Genomic DNA, 19682 nt, shown 5'->3' on the forward strand with positions numbered 1-19682 from the left:
CGGTCGAAACGGAGAGTGAGAAGAAGCGTGAACTCTTCCGGATCATTCGTACGCGGATGCATCAGATCAGGCCTATGGCATTCCGGCGGCGGAGATAGCGCAGGCGCAGCAGAGAGCGGACGGCGGGTGACATCGGTGGATTTTCGATCCAGAAGGTACCTTCTTGAACCTCGTGCCAACGCCGAGGACGTGGCCGCTGTTGCTCGGACCCTCCGCTGGCCGCTGATAGGTGAGATGCCGGAAAACGCGGATCGACTGGAATCCCATGAAGTGATCTGGGGTAAGAGCGGTGATTTGACACTGCACTACCAGGAGGATGTGCTGACTCGTAGCCCGGCTGCTTTCGTCACGGGGGAGGATCAACGCCGCGTCCAGGTTGCGTCGCGGATTCTGGAGCAACGGCTCAAGCCGGCAACGACTGAAGAACTCCTTGAAGCGGCAGAGGCCGTGCGCCCCTCTCCGGCTGACTATATGCTCGCCATTTTGCGTCTGGGTCTCGGTGCTCCAGTCGATTTTGATCAGCGCTTTTTTGATCAGGTACGAAACGCCATGCGCGACACGGAGACTGGTGTCCGGTACGCGGCAGTCTGGGCGACCTCCTATGTCGAGTGGCCGCAGTACGAACCACTGCTTGTTCGGGCTTCAGAGCACGACCCTTCCGAGAAGGTCCGCGGCGATGCGGCGGTCGTGCTCGCCGCCTATCGGTCACTCCATGAGGAGGGCGATGGATCATGACCCGCTACGCCGACATACCCAAGCCCATCAGGTCCGGGATCGTCATCGTCGATCCGCAGCGCGGCACGCCCCAACGCATCATCGTCCTTCAGTTCAACCCCGACAGCCTGGAGCGGACGCTCGCCCTGCAGACGGCCGGTGCCGAGGGCGCCGGGGATCGGACCGAGGCGTTGCGGCTCAAGAGGCCGGCCGTCGAGACGTGGAAGTTCACGGCCGAGATCGATGCCGCCCGTCAGCGCCCTGAGATACAGGAACAGGCGCGCGGTGTGAACGTCGACGTCGGAGCGAGGAGCGCTCAGGAGGTGACATGTATCAAACAATGCCCTTCAGTCAACGTGGGGGTGTGGGGCATCGGGCAGGCCGAGTACGACGAGCGTAAAGAGGCCGGAGCGTTACTCCCTGGCCAGACGAGACCGTGGTATCACTATGGCGGGAGGCAGGGTCCGCAGGGATTTCGTGATGATGTGATCGAAAATATCGTGCAGTCGCTCTCGTTGAACGGACTCCTGCTGGAAGACGGACTCGAAGAGGTGACGTACGAGAGTCTGCGCCGAAAGTTCCGCGAAATGCTGACTGATCCAGGGGTGGGGGCGCCAAATATTCAGCACCGACGAGCTCTAGTGTTGCGTGAAGCCGTTTGCGTGACTTGAGCTGGTCGATCTCGTTGGTGGTGCGTGAAGCTTTCTTCTGAACAGGTCGCTGAGTTACGGGCGTTGGCGGGTAGTCGTGATGTGCCGGCGGTCTTGGCGTTGAGGGCGCGAATCGTGTTGTGGGCTGGCGAGGGTCGGCGACGGAAGGACATCGCCGAGTGGGCGGGGGTATCGGCTCCGACCGTCGACCGGTGGAAAAGGCGGTATGCCGAACTCGGGCTGGCCGGACTGGAGGAACACAAGCGCGGTGCTCCACGTGTGCAGGTTCCGCCCCGAGTGCGTGGCCGGGTGATCGCGCTGACCAGGATGTCCCCGCCGATGGAGACGGGACTGTCGCACTGGTCGACCCGGAGCCTGGCCGCGTATCTCAAGCGATCCGAGGGCATTTCGGTGTCCTGGCACTACATTGCTCGCGTTTGGCGGGAGGAGAACCTTCAGCCGCACCGCTCGGGCACGTTCAAGATCTCCAAAGACCCGGCTTTCGCGGAGAAGGTCGCCGATGTCGTCGGACTGTATCTGGATCCGCCCGGGGGTGCCGTGGTGCTCTCGGTGGACGAGAAGACGCAGGTCCAGGCTCTGGATCGGACCCAGCCCGTCCTGCCGGTCACGTTCGCCGCGACGGAGAAGCGGACCGCTGATTATGTTCGTCACGGCATCACGAACCTCTTCGCCGCCTTGAACGTCGGCACGGGTGAAGTGGTCGGCGAGTGCCACCCGGTGCGGGATACCGGGAACTTCCTGGCGTTCTTGAAGAACGCGGTGAAGCCTCATGCGGGCAAGGAGATCCATGTCGTCCTGGACAATCTCTCGATCCACACCGCCCCCGCGGTCCGGGAGTGGCTGGACGAGAATCCTCATGTCCACTTCCACTTCACCCCGATCGGCTCGTCCTGGCTCAACCAGATCGAGATCCGGTTCGGGATCATCACCCGCCAGTCGATCCGCCGAGGCACGTTCCCCAGCGTCGCCGCACTGGTCACCCAGATCCGCAACTACATCGACGCCTGGAACATCAACGCCAAGCCGTTCACCTGGACGGCCACCACCAACGAGATCCTGGCGAAGGTCCGCCTCGCCCAACGCAACGTCAAGAAACTCGTCGCCAACAACTCGAAGTAGCCACAACGGCATCACGCGACACTAGACAGGAGCGACGCCAGGTCGCTAACGACAGGAGGAGGGAACGGCAGGGCATTTTGGGGAGGAATGAGCGGAGGACTCGCGGGAAAGAAGGCAACAGGGTTACCACGGTGCGGCGCTACGTGAGCGGCGTGGAGCTTGCCGAGCGTGATATACGCTATATTCAGGCGTGGTTGAATGAATTCACGGTTGAAATATCCGACGATGTGACTCCGGCTCAAGCGAAGGAAATGGTTTTTCGGCACATCGAGGAACAAGTTATGTCCACCTACGGGCTTTGACTTCAGGATGAGTGGAAGGAGAGGGAGGGCGAGTGGGGTCGGTAGTCGTGTATAGAAGTCGAAGGTACGTCTTTCGGCGTCGAGAGCTCGGTCTGCAGGCTTGCGAGCGAATCTCTGAGTGGCGTGGATGGGCTGGGCGTGGGCTTCGTGGCGGGGATGGAAAATCGAGGGAAGGTGTTTGGAGGGTGGATGGCGAGACGAGTTTCCATTGCGTGGAAGACGTAGTCTCTGGTGAGACCTGCTGCTTCTTCCGGGGGCGAGACCGAACTGCGGTCGACGACTCTTATCGGTCGATCGAAGGGGAGGTGGACGCCTGGTCCCATCCTGAGTTGCTTCAAGAGATCTACAGCGACATCCCCGCCCTTGAAAAAGTTGGTGCGATCTTCCGTTTCGGCATTGGGGCCCCTCCGGAGTTCGATCAAGACTATTTTGAAGCATTCTCTATTGCGCTGCGTGATGAAAACCCGATGATCCGTGCTGCCGTCGTGCGGACGGCCTCCTATATGGAATGGCCTGATCTTCTTCGCGATTTGCGTACATCCGCCGTGAACGACTCTGATATGCGAGTTCGAGGGGAGGCGCGGAAGGTGATCGAAGCATTCGAGCGCGTAGGGATTCGTGAATCGTGACCCGCTACGCCGACATACCGAAACCCATCAGGTCCGGGATTGTGATCGTCGATCCGCAGCGCGGTACGCCCCAGCGCGTCATCCTCCGGTTCAACCCTGACAGCCTGGAGCGGGCGCTCGCCCCGCGGGCGGCTGGGGTGGAGGGTGCCGGGGATCGGACCGAGGCGTTGCGGCTGAAGGGGCCGGCCGTCGAGACGTGGAAGTTCACGGCGGAGATCGATGCCACCGACCAGTTGGATGTGGCGGCGCTCGAGGGGATTCATCCGCAGCTGGCCACGCTGGAGATGCTGGTGAACCCGACCTCCGTCCAGCTCAGGAACCTGGAGGCCCTCGCCGCGGCCGGGACGCTCGAGATCACGCCGATCGAGGCGCCGTTGACCCTCTTCACCTGGGGGAACAAGCGCGTGCTGCCGGTCCGCCTCACCGAGGTCGCGATCACCGAGGACGCCTTCGACGTCGATCTCAACCCGATCAGGGCGAGCCTGTCCATCGGGCTGCGCGTGCTGACCGTCAGTGATCTGCCCACCGGGCACCGCGGCTACGAGCTGTATCTCGCGCACCTCGCGCAGAAGGAGAGGCTGGCGGCCACCGTGGCCAACGGCCGGCTCGCCGCGCTCGGGCTCAATGGAGGGGGAGTCCTGTGACCGACGACCGCTTGCTCGACACGGCCCTGCCCGCCGTCACCAACTACCCACGCTCCAGCCGGTATCACGGCGTGGAGACCGCCGTGCACACCACAGCCGACGGGCGGGAGGTGCCGTATCTCAAGCGGAGGCTGATCCCCAAGGAACCAGCCGACGACACCATCGAGAACGTCCCGCACACCGTCAGCGTCGGCGAGCGGCTCGATCTCCTGGCCCACCACTACTTCGGCACCGCCGCCCCGTGGTGGCGCATCGCCGACGCCAATGCCATCGTCGACCAGCGGGAGTTGACGGACACCCGGGGGGAGCGGATCAGCATTCCCCTTCCCGGAGGGGGTCCGCATGGTTGACGAACCGGTCCGGCGCGGGCCCATTCACCTCACGCTGCGCATGGGGGCGGGGATCGCGCGCCCCGTGCCGCGCGAGGTGACGGACGCGCTGCTGTCCGCGCAGGTCACCATGAGCGCGGGCGAACGCAGCGGGTTCCAGCTGTCCTTCGACCTGTCGAAGCGCGGCGTCATCAACACCCGCCTGCTGCCGGACGGGTTCTTCGACCCCAGGACCAGGGTCGTTCTCTCCACCACCATCCAGGGCACGCCCACCGTGCTCATGGACGGGGTCCTGATCCGGCAGGAGGTCGGGATCAGCAACCAGCCCGGGCAGTCCACCCTCACCGTCACCGGCGAGGACCTGACCGTGCTGATGGACCTGGAGGAGCGGCAGGGCGTGCCGTTCCCGTCCAGGGGGCCGGCGGCCCGCGTCTCGCACATCCTCTCGCGGCCCGAGTACGCCCGGTACGGAATAACCCCGCAGGTGATGCCGGAGCTGATCACCCAGATGCCGGTGCCCACCCGGCGCATCGACTTCCAGACGGGCACCGGCCTCGCCCGCATCACCGATCCAGATGAATGAGTCCGATGTCTTCGGTGGTCATACGCGATCAGCGAGCGTTTGACGGGGCGTCGGTCGTCCAGTTGTGCCAGATGGCGACGGCCAGGGCCAGCAGGCGTTGTCCGGTGCGTGCGAACACGCCGGCCTGGGTTCCGCCGCCGTGCTGTTCGAGGCCGAGCCGGCCCTTGAGTGTGTCGGTGATCGCCTCGATCCACCGCCCAGCCCGGGCGATCTTCCCGTGCCGCGTGAGGTTCGTCCCCCCGGTCTGGCCTCACGGGGTGGGCGCCGAGCCGTTCGGTGACGAACGCTTCGAACTCGCGCCCGGCGAAGCCCCTGTCGGCCAGGATCACCTGGCCGGTGCGGATGAGATGGTGGTCGCGTCCAGCAGCGCGGTCATCACCCCCCGCTCCCCGATCTCGGGATGGGCCGGGCACCAGGTCACCGGCATGCCCTCGGCCGTGGTCACCAGGCAGAGCCGCAAGCCCCAGAAGAACCGGGAGTGGCTGCGGCAGTAGCCGTAGCCAGCATGTCCGGCCAGGTCCGAGCGGTGGAGCCGATCAGCCGCAGGCCGTCGTGCCAGGTCGGTACCTGCCGGGCCAGGGCTTCGATCACCGAGGAGATCAGCGCTCCGGCGGCGTTGAGGCGCTTGGTGTGGCCGGACCGCTGGGGCAGGTAGCGGAACAGACGCCCCCGCCGGGCATGGACGAAGCGGGTCCAGTGCCGGGCGGAGGGGAATCCGAGCAGGACCTGTGCGACGGCCAGGCACAGCAGTTCCGCGTCCGACAGTTTCGGGGGTCGCCCGGTCCGGCGAGAACGGGGCCACATGGTCGTCAACGAACACGTACAGTACCGTCAGAAGGGCGCCCGGATTCGTCATCACACACGAGCCAACGGACGCCCTTCGCCATAGTCGCGGCCAGCACAATCATCGGACTCATTCATCTAGCTAGGTGGCCGGGACGGAGTCCTCCGTGTCCTCCGCGTTCTCCTTGGCCAGGGACCGGGCGGCCGGGGCCGAGCCCGTGTCGTCCGGGTCGGTGTTGAGGGAGTCGATGAGCCGGTCGCGTTCCTCGTTGCCCTCCGGCTTGAGCAGGCCGAGCCCTATATAGAGGACAAGCGAGGTGAGGAGCGGCAGGCCGACGATGGCCGCCTGGGTGGCGTCCTCGACGATGTACCGGACCACGTACCAGACCGCCAGGCCGCCGGCCCATGAAGTGATCGCGGCGGTCGGCCCGTTGCGGCGGAACCAGGGCAGCAGGCCGAGCATCAGCGGGATGGAGATCGGGCCCATGGTGGCCGCCACCAGCTCGACGACGGTGTCCAGCACGAACCCCTCGCCGCCGGTGGCGATCGCGATCGTCATGCTGACCGACACGAACAGCACCGTGGTGACCCGGGCGAACGTGAGCTGCGCGCGCTCGGACAGCTCCCGGACGCGGGGCGTGATCACCGGGGCGATGTCGCGGGTGATCACGGCGGTGATGACGTTGGAGTCGGAGGCGACCATCGCCATCGTGTGGGAAAAGAACCCGGCGAGCATCAGGCCGATCAGCCCGGCCGGCAGCAGCTCCTTGGACAGCGCGATGTACGACTCCTCGCCGTTGGACAGCCCCGGCACGATCAGCGGCGCGGCGATCATCGGCAGGAAGAGGATGAGCGGCCAGATCAGCCACAGCGCGCTGGACAGCAGGGCGGAGCGGCGGGCGGCGGAGCCGGACGGCGAGGCCATGTAGCGCTGCGCCAGGTTCCACATGCCGCCGTTGTACTCGAAGGTCTTGACGAACAGGAACGCGATGATCAGCCAGGTGGTGACGGATCCGGCGACCGGGTCGCCGCGACCGTCGGGCAGGTCGCCCCACATGGAGAAGGGGAAGTCCGCGCCGAGTTCGGCCATGACGGCGATCAGCATCGCGATGCCGGCGACGGCCTGGATGACGAACTGGCCCATGTCGGTGAGGACATCGGCCCACAGCCCGCCGACCGCCATGTAGGCCATGGTGGCGATGCCGGTGAAGATGATGCCCCACTCCAGCGGGATGTCCGCGAAGCCCTGCAACAGCACGGATATCGCGACCCACTTGGCGGCGATGTCCACGACCTTGAGGGCGGCGCCGCTGTAGGCGAGGACCTGCTGGGTGGGCAGGTTGTAGCGGCGGGCGAGGTATTCGAGCGGGGACTTGACGTCGTGCTTGGCGCGCAGCCGGTTCCAGCGGGCGGCGAAGAGGAACGCGCCGACGCCGACGCCCAGCCCGATCGTGAGCGGCCACCAGAAGTAGACGGTGATTCCGTCGTTGTAGGCGACGGCTGCGAAGGCGACGAACATCACCGCGCTGTAGCCCGACATGTGGTGCGAGATGCCGGACAGCCACCAGGGGATCTTGCCCCGCGCGGTGAAGAAGTCGGCCACGCTGTGAACGCGGTTCTTCGACCACCAGCCGATGGCTACCACCACGAGGAAGTAACCAGCGACCACGATCCAGTCCAACGCGGACATCGCGGCTCCTAAAGGGGAGGGGATTACCAGTGGGCGCGTTTCGGCGTGAACTCCGGGTCGAAGCGGCGCATGTACGCGGTGTCGTCGCGCCGCCTGATGCCGCAGGAGAGGTACTGCTCGTGCATGACGGCCAGGGCGTCCCGGTCAAGCTCGATGCCGAGGCCGGGCCCGTCGGGCACCGGCACGGCGCCGTCGACGAAGCGCAGCGCGCCGGGAGCGATGACGTCCTGGCCGTCCTGCCAGGGGGTGTGGGTGTCGCAGGCGTGGGTGATGTTGGGGGTGGCGGAGGCGAGGTGGGTCATGGCGGCCAGGCTGATGCCGAGGTGGCTGTTGGAGTGCATGGACAGCTCCAGGCCGAACGTGGCGCACAGCGCGGCCACTTGAGTGGAGCGCAGCAGCCCGCCCCAGTAGTGGTGGTCGGTGAGGAGCACGCCGATCGCGCGCCGCGCGATGGCGGGCGGCAGATGGTCGTGGGTGACCACGCACATGTTGGTGGCCAGCGGCATCGGCACCTCGGCGGCGACCTCGGCCATGCCCTCGATGTCGGGCGCGGGGTCCTCCAGGTACTCCAGCACGCCGTCCAGCGCCTTGCCGATGCGCATCGAAGTGGCGGGCGTCCAGGCGGCGTTGGGGTCGATGCGCAGCGGCAGGCCGGGGAACGCGTCGCGCAGCGCGAACACCGCCTCGGCCTCCTGGTCGGGGGGCAGGACGCCGCCCTTGAGCTTGATGGAGCCGAAGCCGTACTCCTCGATGAACAGCCGGGCCTGGGCGACGATGCCCTCGGGGTCGAGCGCGGCGCCGAAGCGGTCCTCCTCGGCGCCGGGGTGGCCGGCCCACTTGTAGAAGAGGTAGGCGCTGTAGGGGACGGAATCCCGGACCGGGCCGCCGAGCAGATCGGCCACGCGCAGTCCGGCGGCCTTGCCGCGGATGTCGAGGCAGGCGACCTCGAACGGGGAGAAGACGGCGTCCACGGTCTTCTGGTTGGAGCCGGCCCCGGTGAGGCCGTGCTGGTCGGTGACGACGTTGGCACCGACGGAGGCGGCGACGCGGGCGTACAGGTCGTGGTGGGCGTGGACACTGGCCCCGGTCAGCTCGGTGGCGGCGGCCCGCAGGCGTTCCAGGTGGGAGAGGTCGCCATAGGTCTCGCCCAGCCCGCTGACCCCTTCGTCGGTGACGACCTCGACGACCGTGCGCAGCGCCCAGGGCTCGTGCACGCCCATGGCGTTCAGCAGCGGGGGATCACGGAAGGCGACGGGGGTGAGATGGATCTCGCGTATGCGCATGGCCCAGCCGTTCATATATTTGAACAAAGGACATTCTCATGAACAGACTTCGTCACCATAGGAGCGCCCCCCAGGCGCGTCAAGACTCTGAACCGCCTCGCCTCCGCCCGCCCGGGCACAACGCGAACCGGCCGTCCGGATGTCTCCGGGCGGCCGGTGAAGGCGCGGCGTCGCTGCCGCGAACAGCTCAGTTGTGGGGCCGTCAGCCGTACGCGTAGAAGCCCTGCCCGGTCTTGCGGCCCAGCAGGTTGCCCTCGACCATGCGCACCAGCAGCGGCGGCGGTGCCAGGTGCGGCTCGCGGAACTCGGCGTACAGCGCCTCGGCCACGGACAGGATGATGTCCAGGCCGATCATGTCGGCCAGCTCCAGCGGCCCCATCGGATGCGAACAGCCCGAGCGCATGCCCCGGTCGATCACCGCGGGCTCGGCGAACCCGGACTCGGCCATGCGGATCGCCGAGATCACATACGGGACCAGCAGCGCGTTGACCACGAACCCGGCGCGGTCCGGGGAACGGACCACCTCCTTGCCGAGCGTGCCCATCACGAACGCCTCCATGCGGGCGGTGACGGCGGCGTCGGTCAGCAGCGAGCCGGTGATCTCCACCAGCGGCAGGATCGGCACCGGGCTGAAGAAGTGCGCGCCGAGCACCTGGCCCGGCCGGTTGGTGGCCCGGGCCAGCCGCATGACCGGGATCGAGGAGGTGTTGGAGGCGAGGATCGCCTCGGGGTCCTTGAGGACCTTGTCCAGGACGCCGAAGAGGTCCGCCTTGGCGGCCTCGTCCTCCCGGATGGACTCGATGACGAGCTGACGGTCGGCCAGCCCCTCCAGGTCGGTGGTGAACGAGATGCGCGCCAGCGCCGCGTCCCGCTCCGCCTCGGTGACCTTCCCCCGGCGCAGCGCCTTGCCGAGCGAGGCGGCGATCCGCTCCCGGCCGCGCTTCGCCGACGCCTCGCCGGTCACCGCGACCCGGACGTCGAGCCCCGCCTTGGCGCACACCTCGGCGATGCCCGAGCCCATGAGACCGCAGCCGACGATCCCCACCCGGTCGACGGCGGCCGGCGCCGTCATGCCGCGCCCACCCAGCGCATCAGGCCGGCGCCGATGGACATGCCGCCGCCGAAGGTGCCGATCAGGACCAGCTCGCCCTCCTTGAGGTGGCCGGCGCGGTTGGCCTCGTCGAGGGTGAGGGCGGCCGAGGCGCTGCCCACGTTCCCGTACCGCTCCAGGGTGCGGTGGGTGTGCGCGCCCGCCAGCCCGGCGCGGTTGACCATCTCGGTGAGCAGCACGCCGTTGGGCTGGTGCGGAACGAAGTGCTGGACGTCCGACAGCGCGACGCCGTTGCGGGCGCATATCTTGTCGGCGACCGGCGGGAAGTTCTCCATCACGAAGTCGCGGACGTCGCGGCCCTCCATGCGGAAGAAGTGACCGCCCGCGGCGATCGTCTCCGGCGAGGTGGGCACGCGGCTGCCGCCCGCCTCCACCCGGATCAGGTTGTGCTTGTCGCCGCGGCTGCCCAGCTCGAAGTCCAGGAAGCCCAGGCCCTCGGGGGCGGCGCCCACGACGGCGGCGCCCGCGCCGTCGCCCAGGAGGACGGCGGTGCGGCGGTCGGAGAAGTCCAGGATGCGGGAGTAGACGTCGGCGGCCACCACCAGGGCGTGCGAGCCGGGGCGGTGCGCGACCAGGCTGTTGGCCAGGGCGAGGCCGTAGACGAAGCCGCTGCACACGACGTTGATGTCCAGGCAGGCGGCCGAGTCGGCGCCGAGCGCGCGCTGCACGTGGTAGGCAGTGGGCGGCTGCGGGGAGTCGGGGGTGGAGGTGGAGACGATGAGGTAGTCGATCCGGTCCGCCGTCAGGCCCGCGCGCTCCAGCGCGCCGGTGGCGGCGTGCACGGCCAGGTCGGAGGTCGCCTCGTGGTCCGCCGCGTAACGGCGGCCGGCTATCTGCGTCTTCTTCTCGATCCACTCCTCCGGCACGTCCACCCGCGCGGCCACCTCGCCGTTGGTGACATGCCGTTCGGGCACATACGAGCCCGTACCGAGGATCCCGATGGTCTGCTGCGTCATGAACTCTGACCTTCCGTGAGGCTTCCGTGAGACTTCCGTGAGCTGGAGATTTCTCAGTGGCCGGCGGGGCGCTCGCGGGGCCGGTCAGAGCTTCCGCAGGGGGTTGAGACGCGCGGCGCCGATCTTCTCGCGCAACTCCGGGTCGGTGACCCCGAGTCCCTCCCGCGGAGCCATGCACAGGACGCCGATCTTCCCCATGTGCTGGTTGGTCTGGACGAGCCGGGCGGCCTCGCCCGTCTCCGCCAGCGAATGGACCCCGGACAGGATGGGGGACACCTTGCCGAGGCCGAAGAGCCGGCTGCACTCCGCCTGTTCGTGCAGGTTGGCGGCGTGGCAGCCGAGGATGCGCTTGGAGTTCATCCACAGGTAGCGGTTGTCGTACTCGTGCGTGTAGCCGGTGCTGGAGCCGCAGGTGACGACGGTGCCGCCGCGGCGCACGACGAAGACGGAGATGCCGAACGTGGCGCGGCCGACGTAGTCGAAGACGACGTGCGGGTCCTCGCCCACCTCACGGCGGATGATCTTGCCCAGTCGCTTGCCCTGCTCGATGGTCTTCTCCGGCGTGGGGTCGCCGTCCAGGCCGATCTCCGCGCGGTTGACTACGGCCTCGCAGCCCAGCGCGCGGGCCGCCGCCGCCTTGGCCTCGGAGCTGACGACGCCGACCGGGATGCCGCCGGCGCTGCGCACCATCTGCACGGCGAACGCGCCGAGTCCACCGGTGGCGCCCCAGACCAGGACGATGTCGCCCAGCTTGATGCGGGCGCCCTTGTCTCCGATGAGCATCCGGTAGGAGGTGGACGCGGTCAGCATGTTGCTGCCCGCCTCCTCCCAGGTGAGGTGCGCCGGCTTGGCGATGAGCTGGCTCGCCTTGACCACCGCGTAGTGGGCGAGGCCGCCGAAGTTGGTCTCGTAGCCCCAGGCGCGCTGGTTCTCGCTGACCATGCTGTCGGCGTGCGTGGCCGGCTCGTGGTCGTCCACCTGGATGCAGGAGACGACGACGTGGTCGCCGGTCCCCCACCGGCTCACGCCGGCGCCCGCGCGGACGACGACGCCCGCCGCGTCGGAGCCGATGACCTGGTAGGGCCGGTCGTGCCGGGCCGCGAAGCCGCCCAGCCTGGCGTACCGCTTCAGGAAGTTGAACGTCGGCAGCGGTTCGAACGTCGCGGACCAGACCGTATTGAAGTTGATCGAGGAGGCCATGACCGCGACGAGTACCTCGTCGGGCGCGAGCTCGGGCATGGGAACCTTGCCGACCCGGATCGACTTCCGCACGTCCTTGTCGGCGACTCCGTCGAACATCCCGACATCGGCGGCGCTGATATGCGCGGCGATATATTCGTCGGGCACGGGGTGACGGTTCAGTTCCTCGGGTGTCGCGCCCGAGAGCAAAGCTTCAGCCAGCGAATCCATGGCAACTCTCTTTCTTTCTCTCGGGCATGCTTCGACTATTGCCCGGCCCGCACGACAGTGTCAAGGGTGAGCAACCCCACTGACGTGGGACGAGAGACGTTGAGGAGGCCATTGTGCGGCGGATTTAGCGCACCTTCAGGAATGCCTTTATGAATTCATGCAGCGCCCCTTTAGCGCGGCTTTAGATTCCCCTCGGAAAGTGCCTTCTCGATCATGCCGCGAGCCGGGTCCGACGCAAAGTGCCGCGGCGTTCACAGTGCCTCGGCCAGGACTTCGGCGAAGTGCCGGGCCCGGTGGCCGCCGAGCTGCTCCAACTGGGTGCGGCACGAGTAGCCGTCGGCCAGCAGCACCGCGTGGGGCGCGGCGGCGCGGACGGCGGGCAGCAACTGGTCCTCGGCGCAGGCGACCGACACCTCGTAATGCCCCTTCTCGAAGCCGAAGTTGCCCGCCAGGCCGCAGCAGCCCCCGGACAGCTCGCCGGTCAGGCCCGCCCGTTCCCGCAGCCGGCGGTCCGCGGCGTCGCCGAGCACGGCGTGCTGGTGGCAGTGCGTCTGCCCGGCGACGGTCCGGCTCAGGCGCGGCGGCTCCCAATCCGGCGCGAGCTCCTCCAGCGTCTCGGCGAACGTCCGTACCCGGCCCGCCAGTTCGGCGGCGCGCGGGTCGTCGGGCAGCAGCTCGGGCAGATCCGTGCGCAGCGCGGCGGCGCACGGCGGCTCCAGCACCGTGACGGGCAGCCCGGCCGGCACCCGCGCCAGCGTGCGGCGCAGCACCGCGCGCGCCTGGTCGAGCTGGCCGGTGGAGACATAGGTCAGCCCGCAGCACACGGACTTGGGGGGCAGCGCGGCGCGCAGGCCCGCGGCGGCCAGCACCCGGACCGCGGCGCTGCCCGCCTCGGGGGCGAGGTGGTTGGTGAAGGTGTCGGGGAACAGCACCACGTTCGGCTCGCCCGGGCCCGCCAGCGCGGCCCCCTCGGCGCGCCACCACGCGGTGAACGGCCGCCGGGGCAGCGGCGGGATGGCGCGTTCCGGCGCGATGCCGCCGGCCCGTTTGGCGAGCGCCGCCAGCGGCGGCACCCGGACCGCCGCGTTGGCCAGCGGCGCCAGCCGCAGCGCGGCGGCCAGGCCGAGCCAGCGCGGCAGCCGGCCCATCGCGTAGTGCGCGGCGGGGCGGCGGCGCCCGGCGTAGTGGTGGTGCAGGAACTCGGCCTTGTAGGTGGCCATGTCGACGCCGACCGGGCAGTCGCTGCGGCAGCCCTTGCAGGACAGGCACAGGTCCAGCGCGTCGAACACCTCCGGCGCGCGCCAGCCGCCGGTGATCACCTCGCCGGTCAGCATCTCGTGCAGCAGCCGGGCACGGCCCCGGGTGGAGTGCTTCTCGTCGCCGGTGGCCCGGAAGGAGGGGCACATGACGCCCGCGCCCGTGCCCGTCTCCCGGCACTTGGCGACGCCCACGCAACGGCGCACGGCGGCGGTGAAATCGCCGCCGTCCTGCGGGTAGGCGAACGCGACGGGCACCGGCTCCCCCGGCAGCCCGGCGAAGCGGAGGTGGTCGTCCAGCCGGGCGGGGTGGGCCAGCACGCCCGGGTTCAACTTCCGGTCCGGGTCCCACAGGTCCTTGAACCGGCCGAAGACGCCCACGAGTTCGTCCCCGTACATGCGGGGCAGCAGCTCCGCACGGGCCAGCCCGTCGCCGTGCTCGCCGGACAGCGAGCCGCCGTGCGCGACCACCAGCTCGGCCAGTTCGGCGGAGAACTCCCGGAACCGCGCGACGCCCGCCCCGGTCAGCAGGTCGAAGTCGATGCGGACATGGATGCAGCCGTCCCCGAAGTGCCCGTACGGCATGCCGCGCAGCCCGTGGTCCCGCAACAGCCCCCGGAACTCCCGCAGATACGCGCCCAGCCGGGCCGGCGGCACCGCGCAGTCCTCCCAGCCGGGCCACGCCTCGCCGCCGTCCGGCAGCCGGGTGGCGAGCCCGGAGGCGTCCTCGCGGATCCGCCACAGCGCGCGCTGCGCCAGCGGGTCGGCGAGCACCGCGTCGCCGGTGGTGCCGTCGGCCGCGGCCCGGCACAGCGCGGCGGCGGCCGCCTCCGCCTCGCCGGTGTCCGCCCCGCCCATCTCCACGAACAGCCAGGCCGCGCCGGGCGGCAGGGCCGCCCGCGCCGCCTCGCCGACCAGGTCGGCGGCCATGCCCTCGACCGTCAGCGGCCCGTGCGCCAGCAGCCCGGCCGCCGCGTCGGCCGCGACGGACTCGTCCGGGTAGCCGAGAACGGCCAGCGCCCGCGCCGCCGGGGCCGCCACCAGCCGCACGGTCGCCTCGGTGACGACGCCGAGCGTGCCCTCCCCGCCGATGAAGGCGCGCGCCCAGTCCCGGCCCTTCTCCGGCAGCAGCTCGTCCAGGGCGTAGCCGGAGATGCGGCGCGGCAGCTCGGGGAACCCGGTGCGCAGCAGGGCCAGTTCGCCGGTCACCAGCTCCTCGACGGCGGCCCTCAGCGGCTCCGGCACGCCGTCGCCGCCGCGCGCGAGGCGGGCGCGGTCGCCGCGGTAGGTGAGGACGTCCAGCTCGCGCACGTTGTCGGCGGTGGTGCCCCAGGCCACGGAGTGCGCGCCGCAGGAGTTGTTGCCGATCATGCCGCCGATCGTGCAGCGGCCGTGCGTGGAGGGGTCCGGGCCGAACGTCAGCCCGTGGTGCGTGGCCGCGGCCCGCAGGTCGTCCAGGACCACGCCGGGCTGCACTGCCGCGGTGCGGGCGCCGGGGTCCAGGGACACGATCCGGTTCATGTGGCGGGTGAAGTCGAGCACCACCCCGGTGCCGGTGGCCTGTCCGGCGATGCTCGTGCCGCCGCCGCGGGGCACCACGGGCGTGCCGTGGGCGCGGCAGACGGCGAGGGCCGCGGCCACGTCGGCCGCGTCGTGCGGCGCCACCACCCCGACCGGAACGCGCCGGTAGTTGGAGGCGTCCATGGTGACCAGCGCCCGGCTGGCCGCGTCGAACTCCACCTCGCCGGCGACGGACGCGCGCAGCGCCGCCGCCAGTTCACTCACGTATCCCGTACCTGATGCCGTGCCTGATCCCATGACCGACAGCCTGCACCGTTTCGCCGTCGCCCGCGCGCTGGGCGCACCGGCCACGCAATGTTCGTTCTTGCACGGTAATGCGCAGAAGCAACATCGTTCTCTATCACAGCCTTTGCCTACGAGCGCAATAACGCCCCTATAGTGTTGCGGAATTGACAGTTCACCCCGCGTTCCTCCGTGCTCCCCGTCCCTACAGTGTCCAAGAGGTACCCCGGCTTATGACGGAGCGTCCCCCCCTGCGGCAGTCGCTGCTCGCTCTCCTCATCTCCGTAAGCGTTACAGGATTGGCCTGGTTGGGGGCGGTTTACGCGGCCCCCGAGTCGTTCCGCAGAGAAATCGCCTGGGGCGCGGGCGCCGCCGCCCTGCTGCTGACCACCGCCGTGGTGACCGCGACCCGGGCGCTGGGCACCGGCGCCGTGCTGCGCGACCGGATCGCCGAGCTGGAGGCCGAGACCGCGCGGTTCGCCGACGAGACCGTGCCCGCGCTGACCGAGCGGCTGCGCGAGGGCCTGTCGGCCGACAGCGCGCTGGCCGCCGTCGAGCAGCCCGGGAGCGAGGCCCTGCGCCGCGTGCTGCGCACCCACGCCGCCGAGGTCCGCCGGGGCGAGGCGGCCAAGTCGGCCGCACTGGCGGCCAGCGCCAACGCCGCCGGCCGCATGCAGGCCCTGGCCACCAGCATGCTCGCCGACCTGCGCGAGATGGAGCACCGGCACGGCGACGAGACCGTGCTCGGCGACCTGCTGCACCTCGACCACCGCACCGCCCAGGCCGGGCGGCTCGCCGACAGCATCGCCGTGCTCACCGGCGCCCGCTCCGGCCGCCGCTGGGCCAAGCCGATCGTGATGGAGAGCATCCTGCGCGGCGCCATGGGCCGCATCGCCGGCTACCAGCGCGTCCGGCTGCACTCGGCCGTCGACGTCGCCATCGCCGGGCACGCCGCCGAGGGCGTCATGCACGCCCTGGCCGAACTCCTGGACAACGCCGCCAACTTCTCGCCGCCCACCGCCGAGGTCCACGTCTACGCGGAGGAGGTGCCGGCCGGCGTCATCCTCACGGTCGAGGACAGCGGTCTGGTGATGAGCGAGGTCGCGCTGCGCCGCGCCGAACGCGCCGTCTCCGGCGAGTCGCTGGACCTGAGCGCGCTGTCCGGCACCCGGCTCGGCCTGGCCGTCGTCGGCTGCCTCGCCCGCAAGTACGGGCTGAAGGTGTCCTTCCGGCCCTCCGCCCGCGGCGGCACCGGCGCGCTGCTGATGATCCCGCAGGACCTCGTCAGCCGCCCGCGGCCCACCGCCGTGCCGGCCCCCGAGCCCGCCGCCCGCGTCCCGGCCCAGGGCCGCGGCAAGGCCCCGGAGCCGGCGGGGGAGCCCACGCCCGAGAGCGAGACGCCGACCGGGACCGGGCCCGAGCCGGAGAACGAGTCCGAGAACGAACGCGAGGCCGAGCACAAGGAAGAACGCGAGAACGAGACCGCCGAGGCGCCGCCCGCCACCGCCGACCACTCCCCCGCTGCCGACGACGACCTCGTCGAGTACAGCGACAGCGGACTGCCCAAGCGCCGCCGCGGGCGCACCCTCGCCGGCGCCCATCCGCAGGGCACCCCCAAGCCGCCGCGGCCAGCGTCGTCCGCGGCTCATTCACCGGCGGAATCCGCCGCCCGATTCGGCGCCTTCCGCAGCGCCGTCCGGGGCCGGGGCGACACTCCGCCACAGGCACCCGCAACGCCGACTTCCCACCCGGAGGACGACACCCCATGACCGCATCCACCACGGGGGCATCGCTCAACTGGCTCCTGGAGAGCCTGCTGGCGCGCACGCCGGGCGCCCGGCACGCGCTCGTGCTCTCCCGCGACGGTCTCAAGCTCTGCCGCACCCCGGAGCTGTCCGAGGACCAGGCCGACCAGTTGGCCGCCATCTCGGCGGGGATCCAGAGCCTGTCCCACGGCGCGTCCATGGAGTTCGGCGACGGCACGGGCGGGGTTCGCCAGTCCATGACCGAGTTCTACGGCGGAATCCTGTTCATCGTGGAGGCCGGCGACGGAGCCCACCTCGCGATCGTCGCCGAGGACACCGCCGACGTCGGCCTCATCGGGCACAACATGAACGAACTCGTCGAGCAGCTCGGGGAATACCTCAGCGCCCCGCCCCGGCAGGAGTTCGCCGAAGGCGGCGGCACGGCATGAGCCGCCCGGGCCGGGACGACGAACCAGACCGGCTGTACACGCTCACGGGGGGCCGCAGCCGCGCCGAGACGGACGCCTTCGACCTGGTCACGCTGGTGGTGAGCGAGTGCGAGCCCGCCCCCGGCATGCAGTCCGAACACGCCCGGATCCTGCGCATGTGCACCAGCCCGACGGCCGTGGTGGAGATCGCCGCCGACCTCCGCCTGCCCGTTTCCATCGTGCGGATCCTGCTCGGCGACCTGCTCGCCCTGGGCCGGATCACCGCACGCCACCCGCGCACCGCCGCGAGCGCGGCAGACCTACCCGACATCGACCTCCTTGAGCAGGTACTCGTTGGACTCCGCAACCTCTGACCGCCCGGCCGCCCGCACCCCGCTGGGCCGGGCCACGAGCAACGGCCTGAAGATCGTGGTCGTCGGCGGCTTCGGCGTCGGCAAGACCACCATGGTCCGCTCGGTCAGCGACATCCGCCCGCTGAACACCGAGGAGATCATGACGCAGGCGGGCCAGGGCATCGACGACCCCTCCGCCGTGCGCGGCAAGACCTCCACCACCGTCGCGTTCGACTTCGGGCGCATCAGCCTGAACGAGCAGACCGTGCTCTACCTCTTCGGCGCCCCCGGCCAGGAACGGTTCTGGTTCCTGTGGGACCGCCTCTTCGCCGGCACCCTGGGCGCGGTCGTCCTGGTGGACACCCGGCGGCTGGCCGACTCCTGGTACGCAATCGACCGGCTGGAGCACCACGGCACGCCGTTCATCGTCGCCCGCAACGACTTCGGCGGGCCGGCCCACACCACCGAGCAGGTCCGCGAGGCCCTCGACCTGCCCGAGCACATCCCGCTGATCGACTGCGACGCCCGCTCGCGCCGTTCCAGCAAGCTCGTGCTGATCACCCTCGTGGAACACCTCCACTCCCTCTCCGCCGCCCGGGAGCCCGCATCGTGACGACCGCCAAGCCCCAGCAGGCCCCCACCGCCGCGCCCGGCGCGGTGCCGCTGAGCGGACCCCGGTTCCACACCGACCCGGCCCGGCTCTACCGGGAGATGCGGCAGGAGCACGGCCCGGTGGTCCCCGTCGTGCTGCCCGGCGACATCCCGGCCTGGCTCGTCGTCGGCTACCGCGAACTCCACCACGTCACCGGGGACACCACCCTGTTCACCCGCGACATGGGCCTGTGGAACCAGTGGCCGAACATCCCCGACGACTGGCCGCTGCTGCCCATGGTCAACCGCCGCCAGCCGTCGATCTACTACACCGTCGGCGCGGAGCACCAGCGGCACGTCGACATGGTGGTGCCCGCGCTCGAAGCCGTCGACCCGTTCGAGCTGCGCCGGCACGCCGAGGAGATCGCCGACGCGCTCATCGACGCGTTCTGCGGCCAGGGCGAGGCCGAACTCATCACCGGCTACGCCAAGTTGCTGCCGATCCTGGTGCTGGGCCGCATCATCGGCTTCCCCGACTCCGAGGGCCCCGAGCTGACCCGGGCCATCAACGCGCTGGCCGACGGCGGCGAGGACGCCATCGCCGCCCACCGCTACGTCCAGGACGCGATGAGCCGGCTGCTGGCGGCCAAACGCGCCGCCCCGGGCGCCGACGTCGCCTCCCGCATGCTGGCCTGCCCCGGGTTCACCGACGAGGAGTACATCCTCGACCTCACGGCCATCACCGCCGCCGGCCACCTGCCCACCTCGGACTGGATCGGCAACTCGCTGCGCCTGATGCTCACCGACGACCGCTTCGCCGCCTCGCTGTCCGGCGGCCGGCACAGCGTCGGCGAGGCCATGAACGAGGTGCTGTGGGAGGACACCCCCACCCAGATCCTGGCCGGCCGCTGGGCCTCCCGGGACACCTCGCTGGGCGGCCAGCGCGTCCAGGCCGGGGACATGCTGCTGCTCGGCCTCCAGGGCGCCCACGGCGACCCGGGGATCCAGGGCGAGGGCCAGGCCACCACCGGTGGCAACAACGCCCACTTCTCGTTCAGCCACGGCGAGTTCCGCTGCCCGTTCCCGGCGCAGGAGATCGCCGAGGTGATCGCCCGCACCGGCATCGAGGTGCTGCTCGACCGGCTGCCGGACATCGACCTGGCCGACCCGTCGCAAACGCTCACCCGGCGGCCGTCCCCGTTCCTGCGCGGTATGACGGCCCTGCCGGTCCGGTTCACCCCGACCTCCGCCCTAGGCAGCGCACGATGACAGGAGTGACGTT

19 protein-coding genes and 1 pseudogene are annotated in these 19682 nt (G+C 69.9%); 13 read left to right on the forward strand and 7 right to left on the reverse strand.

Annotated features, from left to right (window positions below):
- The first annotated feature begins 234 nt into the window (after positions 1-234).
- The 8 genes from RM590_RS11275 (at position 235) to RM590_RS11310 (ending at position 4991) form a co-directional block, all read left to right on the forward strand.
- On the forward strand, positions 235-735 hold the full coding sequence (locus tag RM590_RS11275) for a hypothetical protein (protein WP_311704327.1): 501 nt from the start codon (positions 235-237) through the stop codon (positions 733-735).
- A complete protein-coding gene (locus tag RM590_RS11280; protein WP_311704328.1) occupies positions 732-1385 on the forward strand; it encodes a hypothetical protein in 654 nt (217 codons plus the stop codon). Before RM590_RS11275 ends, RM590_RS11280 begins: the two co-directional genes overlap by 4 nt.
- 24 nt (positions 1386-1409) lie before the next feature.
- The gene (locus RM590_RS11285; RefSeq protein WP_311704329.1) at positions 1410-2504 is read left to right on the forward strand and encodes an IS630 family transposase; all 1095 of its coding nucleotides are present in this window, start codon (positions 1410-1412) and stop codon (positions 2502-2504) included.
- Between the two features lie 131 nt (positions 2505-2635).
- The gene (locus RM590_RS11290) at positions 2636-2806 is read left to right on the forward strand and encodes a hypothetical protein (protein WP_311704330.1); all 171 of its coding nucleotides are present in this window, start codon (positions 2636-2638) and stop codon (positions 2804-2806) included.
- Between the two features lie 185 nt (positions 2807-2991).
- Positions 2992-3435: a HEAT repeat domain-containing protein gene (locus RM590_RS11295; protein WP_311704331.1), complete on the forward strand. Its 444-nt coding sequence runs from the start codon at positions 2992-2994 to the stop codon at positions 3433-3435.
- Positions 3432-4079 (forward strand): hypothetical protein, encoded by a 648-nt coding sequence (locus RM590_RS11300; RefSeq protein ID WP_311704332.1) that lies wholly within the window; start codon positions 3432-3434, stop codon positions 4077-4079. The genes RM590_RS11295 and RM590_RS11300 overlap by 4 nt, the downstream gene beginning before the upstream one ends.
- Positions 4076-4429 carry a hypothetical protein gene (locus RM590_RS11305; protein ID WP_311704333.1) on the forward strand — a complete coding sequence of 118 codons (354 nt, stop codon included), beginning with the start codon at positions 4076-4078 and terminating at the stop codon, positions 4427-4429. The genes RM590_RS11300 and RM590_RS11305 overlap by 4 nt, the downstream gene beginning before the upstream one ends.
- Complete coding sequence (locus RM590_RS11310) at positions 4422-4991, forward strand: hypothetical protein (RefSeq protein ID WP_311704584.1); 570 nt, start codon at positions 4422-4424, stop codon at positions 4989-4991. The genes RM590_RS11305 and RM590_RS11310 overlap by 8 nt, the downstream gene beginning before the upstream one ends.
- 14 nt (positions 4992-5005) lie before the next feature.
- Here the strand turns inward: RM590_RS11310 and RM590_RS11315 are convergent.
- The 7 genes and pseudogenes from RM590_RS11315 to RM590_RS11345 form a co-directional block, all read right to left on the reverse strand.
- Positions 5006-5850, reverse strand: a pseudogene (locus RM590_RS11315) (IS982 family transposase); the annotation flags it as partial.
- Between the two features lie 66 nt (positions 5851-5916).
- Positions 5917-7464, reverse strand: a complete 1548-nt coding sequence (locus RM590_RS11320) for a sodium:solute symporter family protein (RefSeq protein ID WP_311704334.1) — start codon at positions 7462-7464, stop codon at positions 5917-5919.
- 23 nt (positions 7465-7487) lie between these two features.
- Positions 7488-8747, reverse strand: a complete 1260-nt coding sequence (locus RM590_RS11325; RefSeq protein ID WP_311704574.1) for a glucarate dehydratase family protein — start codon at positions 8745-8747, stop codon at positions 7488-7490.
- A 202-nt stretch (positions 8748-8949) separates the two neighbouring features.
- Entirely contained in the window at positions 8950-9819 is an 870-nt protein-coding gene (locus RM590_RS11330) for a 3-hydroxybutyryl-CoA dehydrogenase (RefSeq protein ID WP_311704335.1), read from the reverse strand.
- On the reverse strand, positions 9816-10814 hold the full coding sequence (locus RM590_RS11335) for a 3-oxoacyl-ACP synthase III family protein (RefSeq protein ID WP_311704336.1): 999 nt from the start codon (positions 10812-10814) through the stop codon (positions 9816-9818). Before RM590_RS11335 ends, RM590_RS11330 begins: the two co-directional genes overlap by 4 nt.
- An 84-nt stretch (positions 10815-10898) precedes the next feature.
- Complete coding sequence (gene ccrA / locus RM590_RS11340; RefSeq protein WP_311704337.1) at positions 10899-12224, reverse strand: crotonyl-CoA carboxylase/reductase; 1326 nt, start codon at positions 12222-12224, stop codon at positions 10899-10901.
- A 251-nt stretch (positions 12225-12475) separates the two neighbouring features.
- Positions 12476-15298, reverse strand: coding sequence for an FAD-binding and (Fe-S)-binding domain-containing protein (locus RM590_RS11345; protein WP_311704338.1), 2823 nt, complete (start codon positions 15296-15298; stop codon positions 12476-12478).
- Positions 15299-15516: 218 nt separating this feature from the next.
- On the opposite strand from RM590_RS11345, the gene RM590_RS11350 reads away from it, so the two are divergent.
- Genes RM590_RS11350 through RM590_RS11370 form a run of 5 tightly spaced genes read left to right on the forward strand, consistent with a single transcriptional unit; the run spans position 15517 to position 19669 of the window.
- Positions 15517-17052, forward strand: coding sequence for a sensor histidine kinase (locus tag RM590_RS11350; protein ID WP_311704339.1), 1536 nt, complete (start codon positions 15517-15519; stop codon positions 17050-17052).
- Entirely contained in the window at positions 17049-17477 is a 429-nt protein-coding gene (locus RM590_RS11355) for a roadblock/LC7 domain-containing protein (RefSeq protein WP_311704340.1), read from the forward strand. Before RM590_RS11350 ends, RM590_RS11355 begins: the two co-directional genes overlap by 4 nt.
- Complete coding sequence (locus RM590_RS11360; RefSeq protein ID WP_311704341.1) at positions 17474-17830, forward strand: DUF742 domain-containing protein; 357 nt, start codon at positions 17474-17476, stop codon at positions 17828-17830. The genes RM590_RS11355 and RM590_RS11360 overlap by 4 nt, the downstream gene beginning before the upstream one ends.
- Positions 17811-18422, forward strand: coding sequence for a GTP-binding protein (locus RM590_RS11365; RefSeq protein WP_311704342.1), 612 nt, complete (start codon positions 17811-17813; stop codon positions 18420-18422). Before RM590_RS11360 ends, RM590_RS11365 begins: the two co-directional genes overlap by 20 nt.
- The gene (locus tag RM590_RS11370; RefSeq protein ID WP_311704343.1) at positions 18419-19669 is read left to right on the forward strand and encodes a cytochrome P450; all 1251 of its coding nucleotides are present in this window, start codon (positions 18419-18421) and stop codon (positions 19667-19669) included. Before RM590_RS11365 ends, RM590_RS11370 begins: the two co-directional genes overlap by 4 nt.
- The last annotated feature ends 13 nt before the right edge of the window (positions 19670-19682 follow it).

It is taken from the genome of Streptomyces litchfieldiae (assembly GCF_031845365.1).
In the GTDB taxonomy this organism is placed as follows: domain Bacteria; phylum Actinomycetota; class Actinomycetes; order Streptomycetales; family Streptomycetaceae; genus Streptomyces; species Streptomyces litchfieldiae.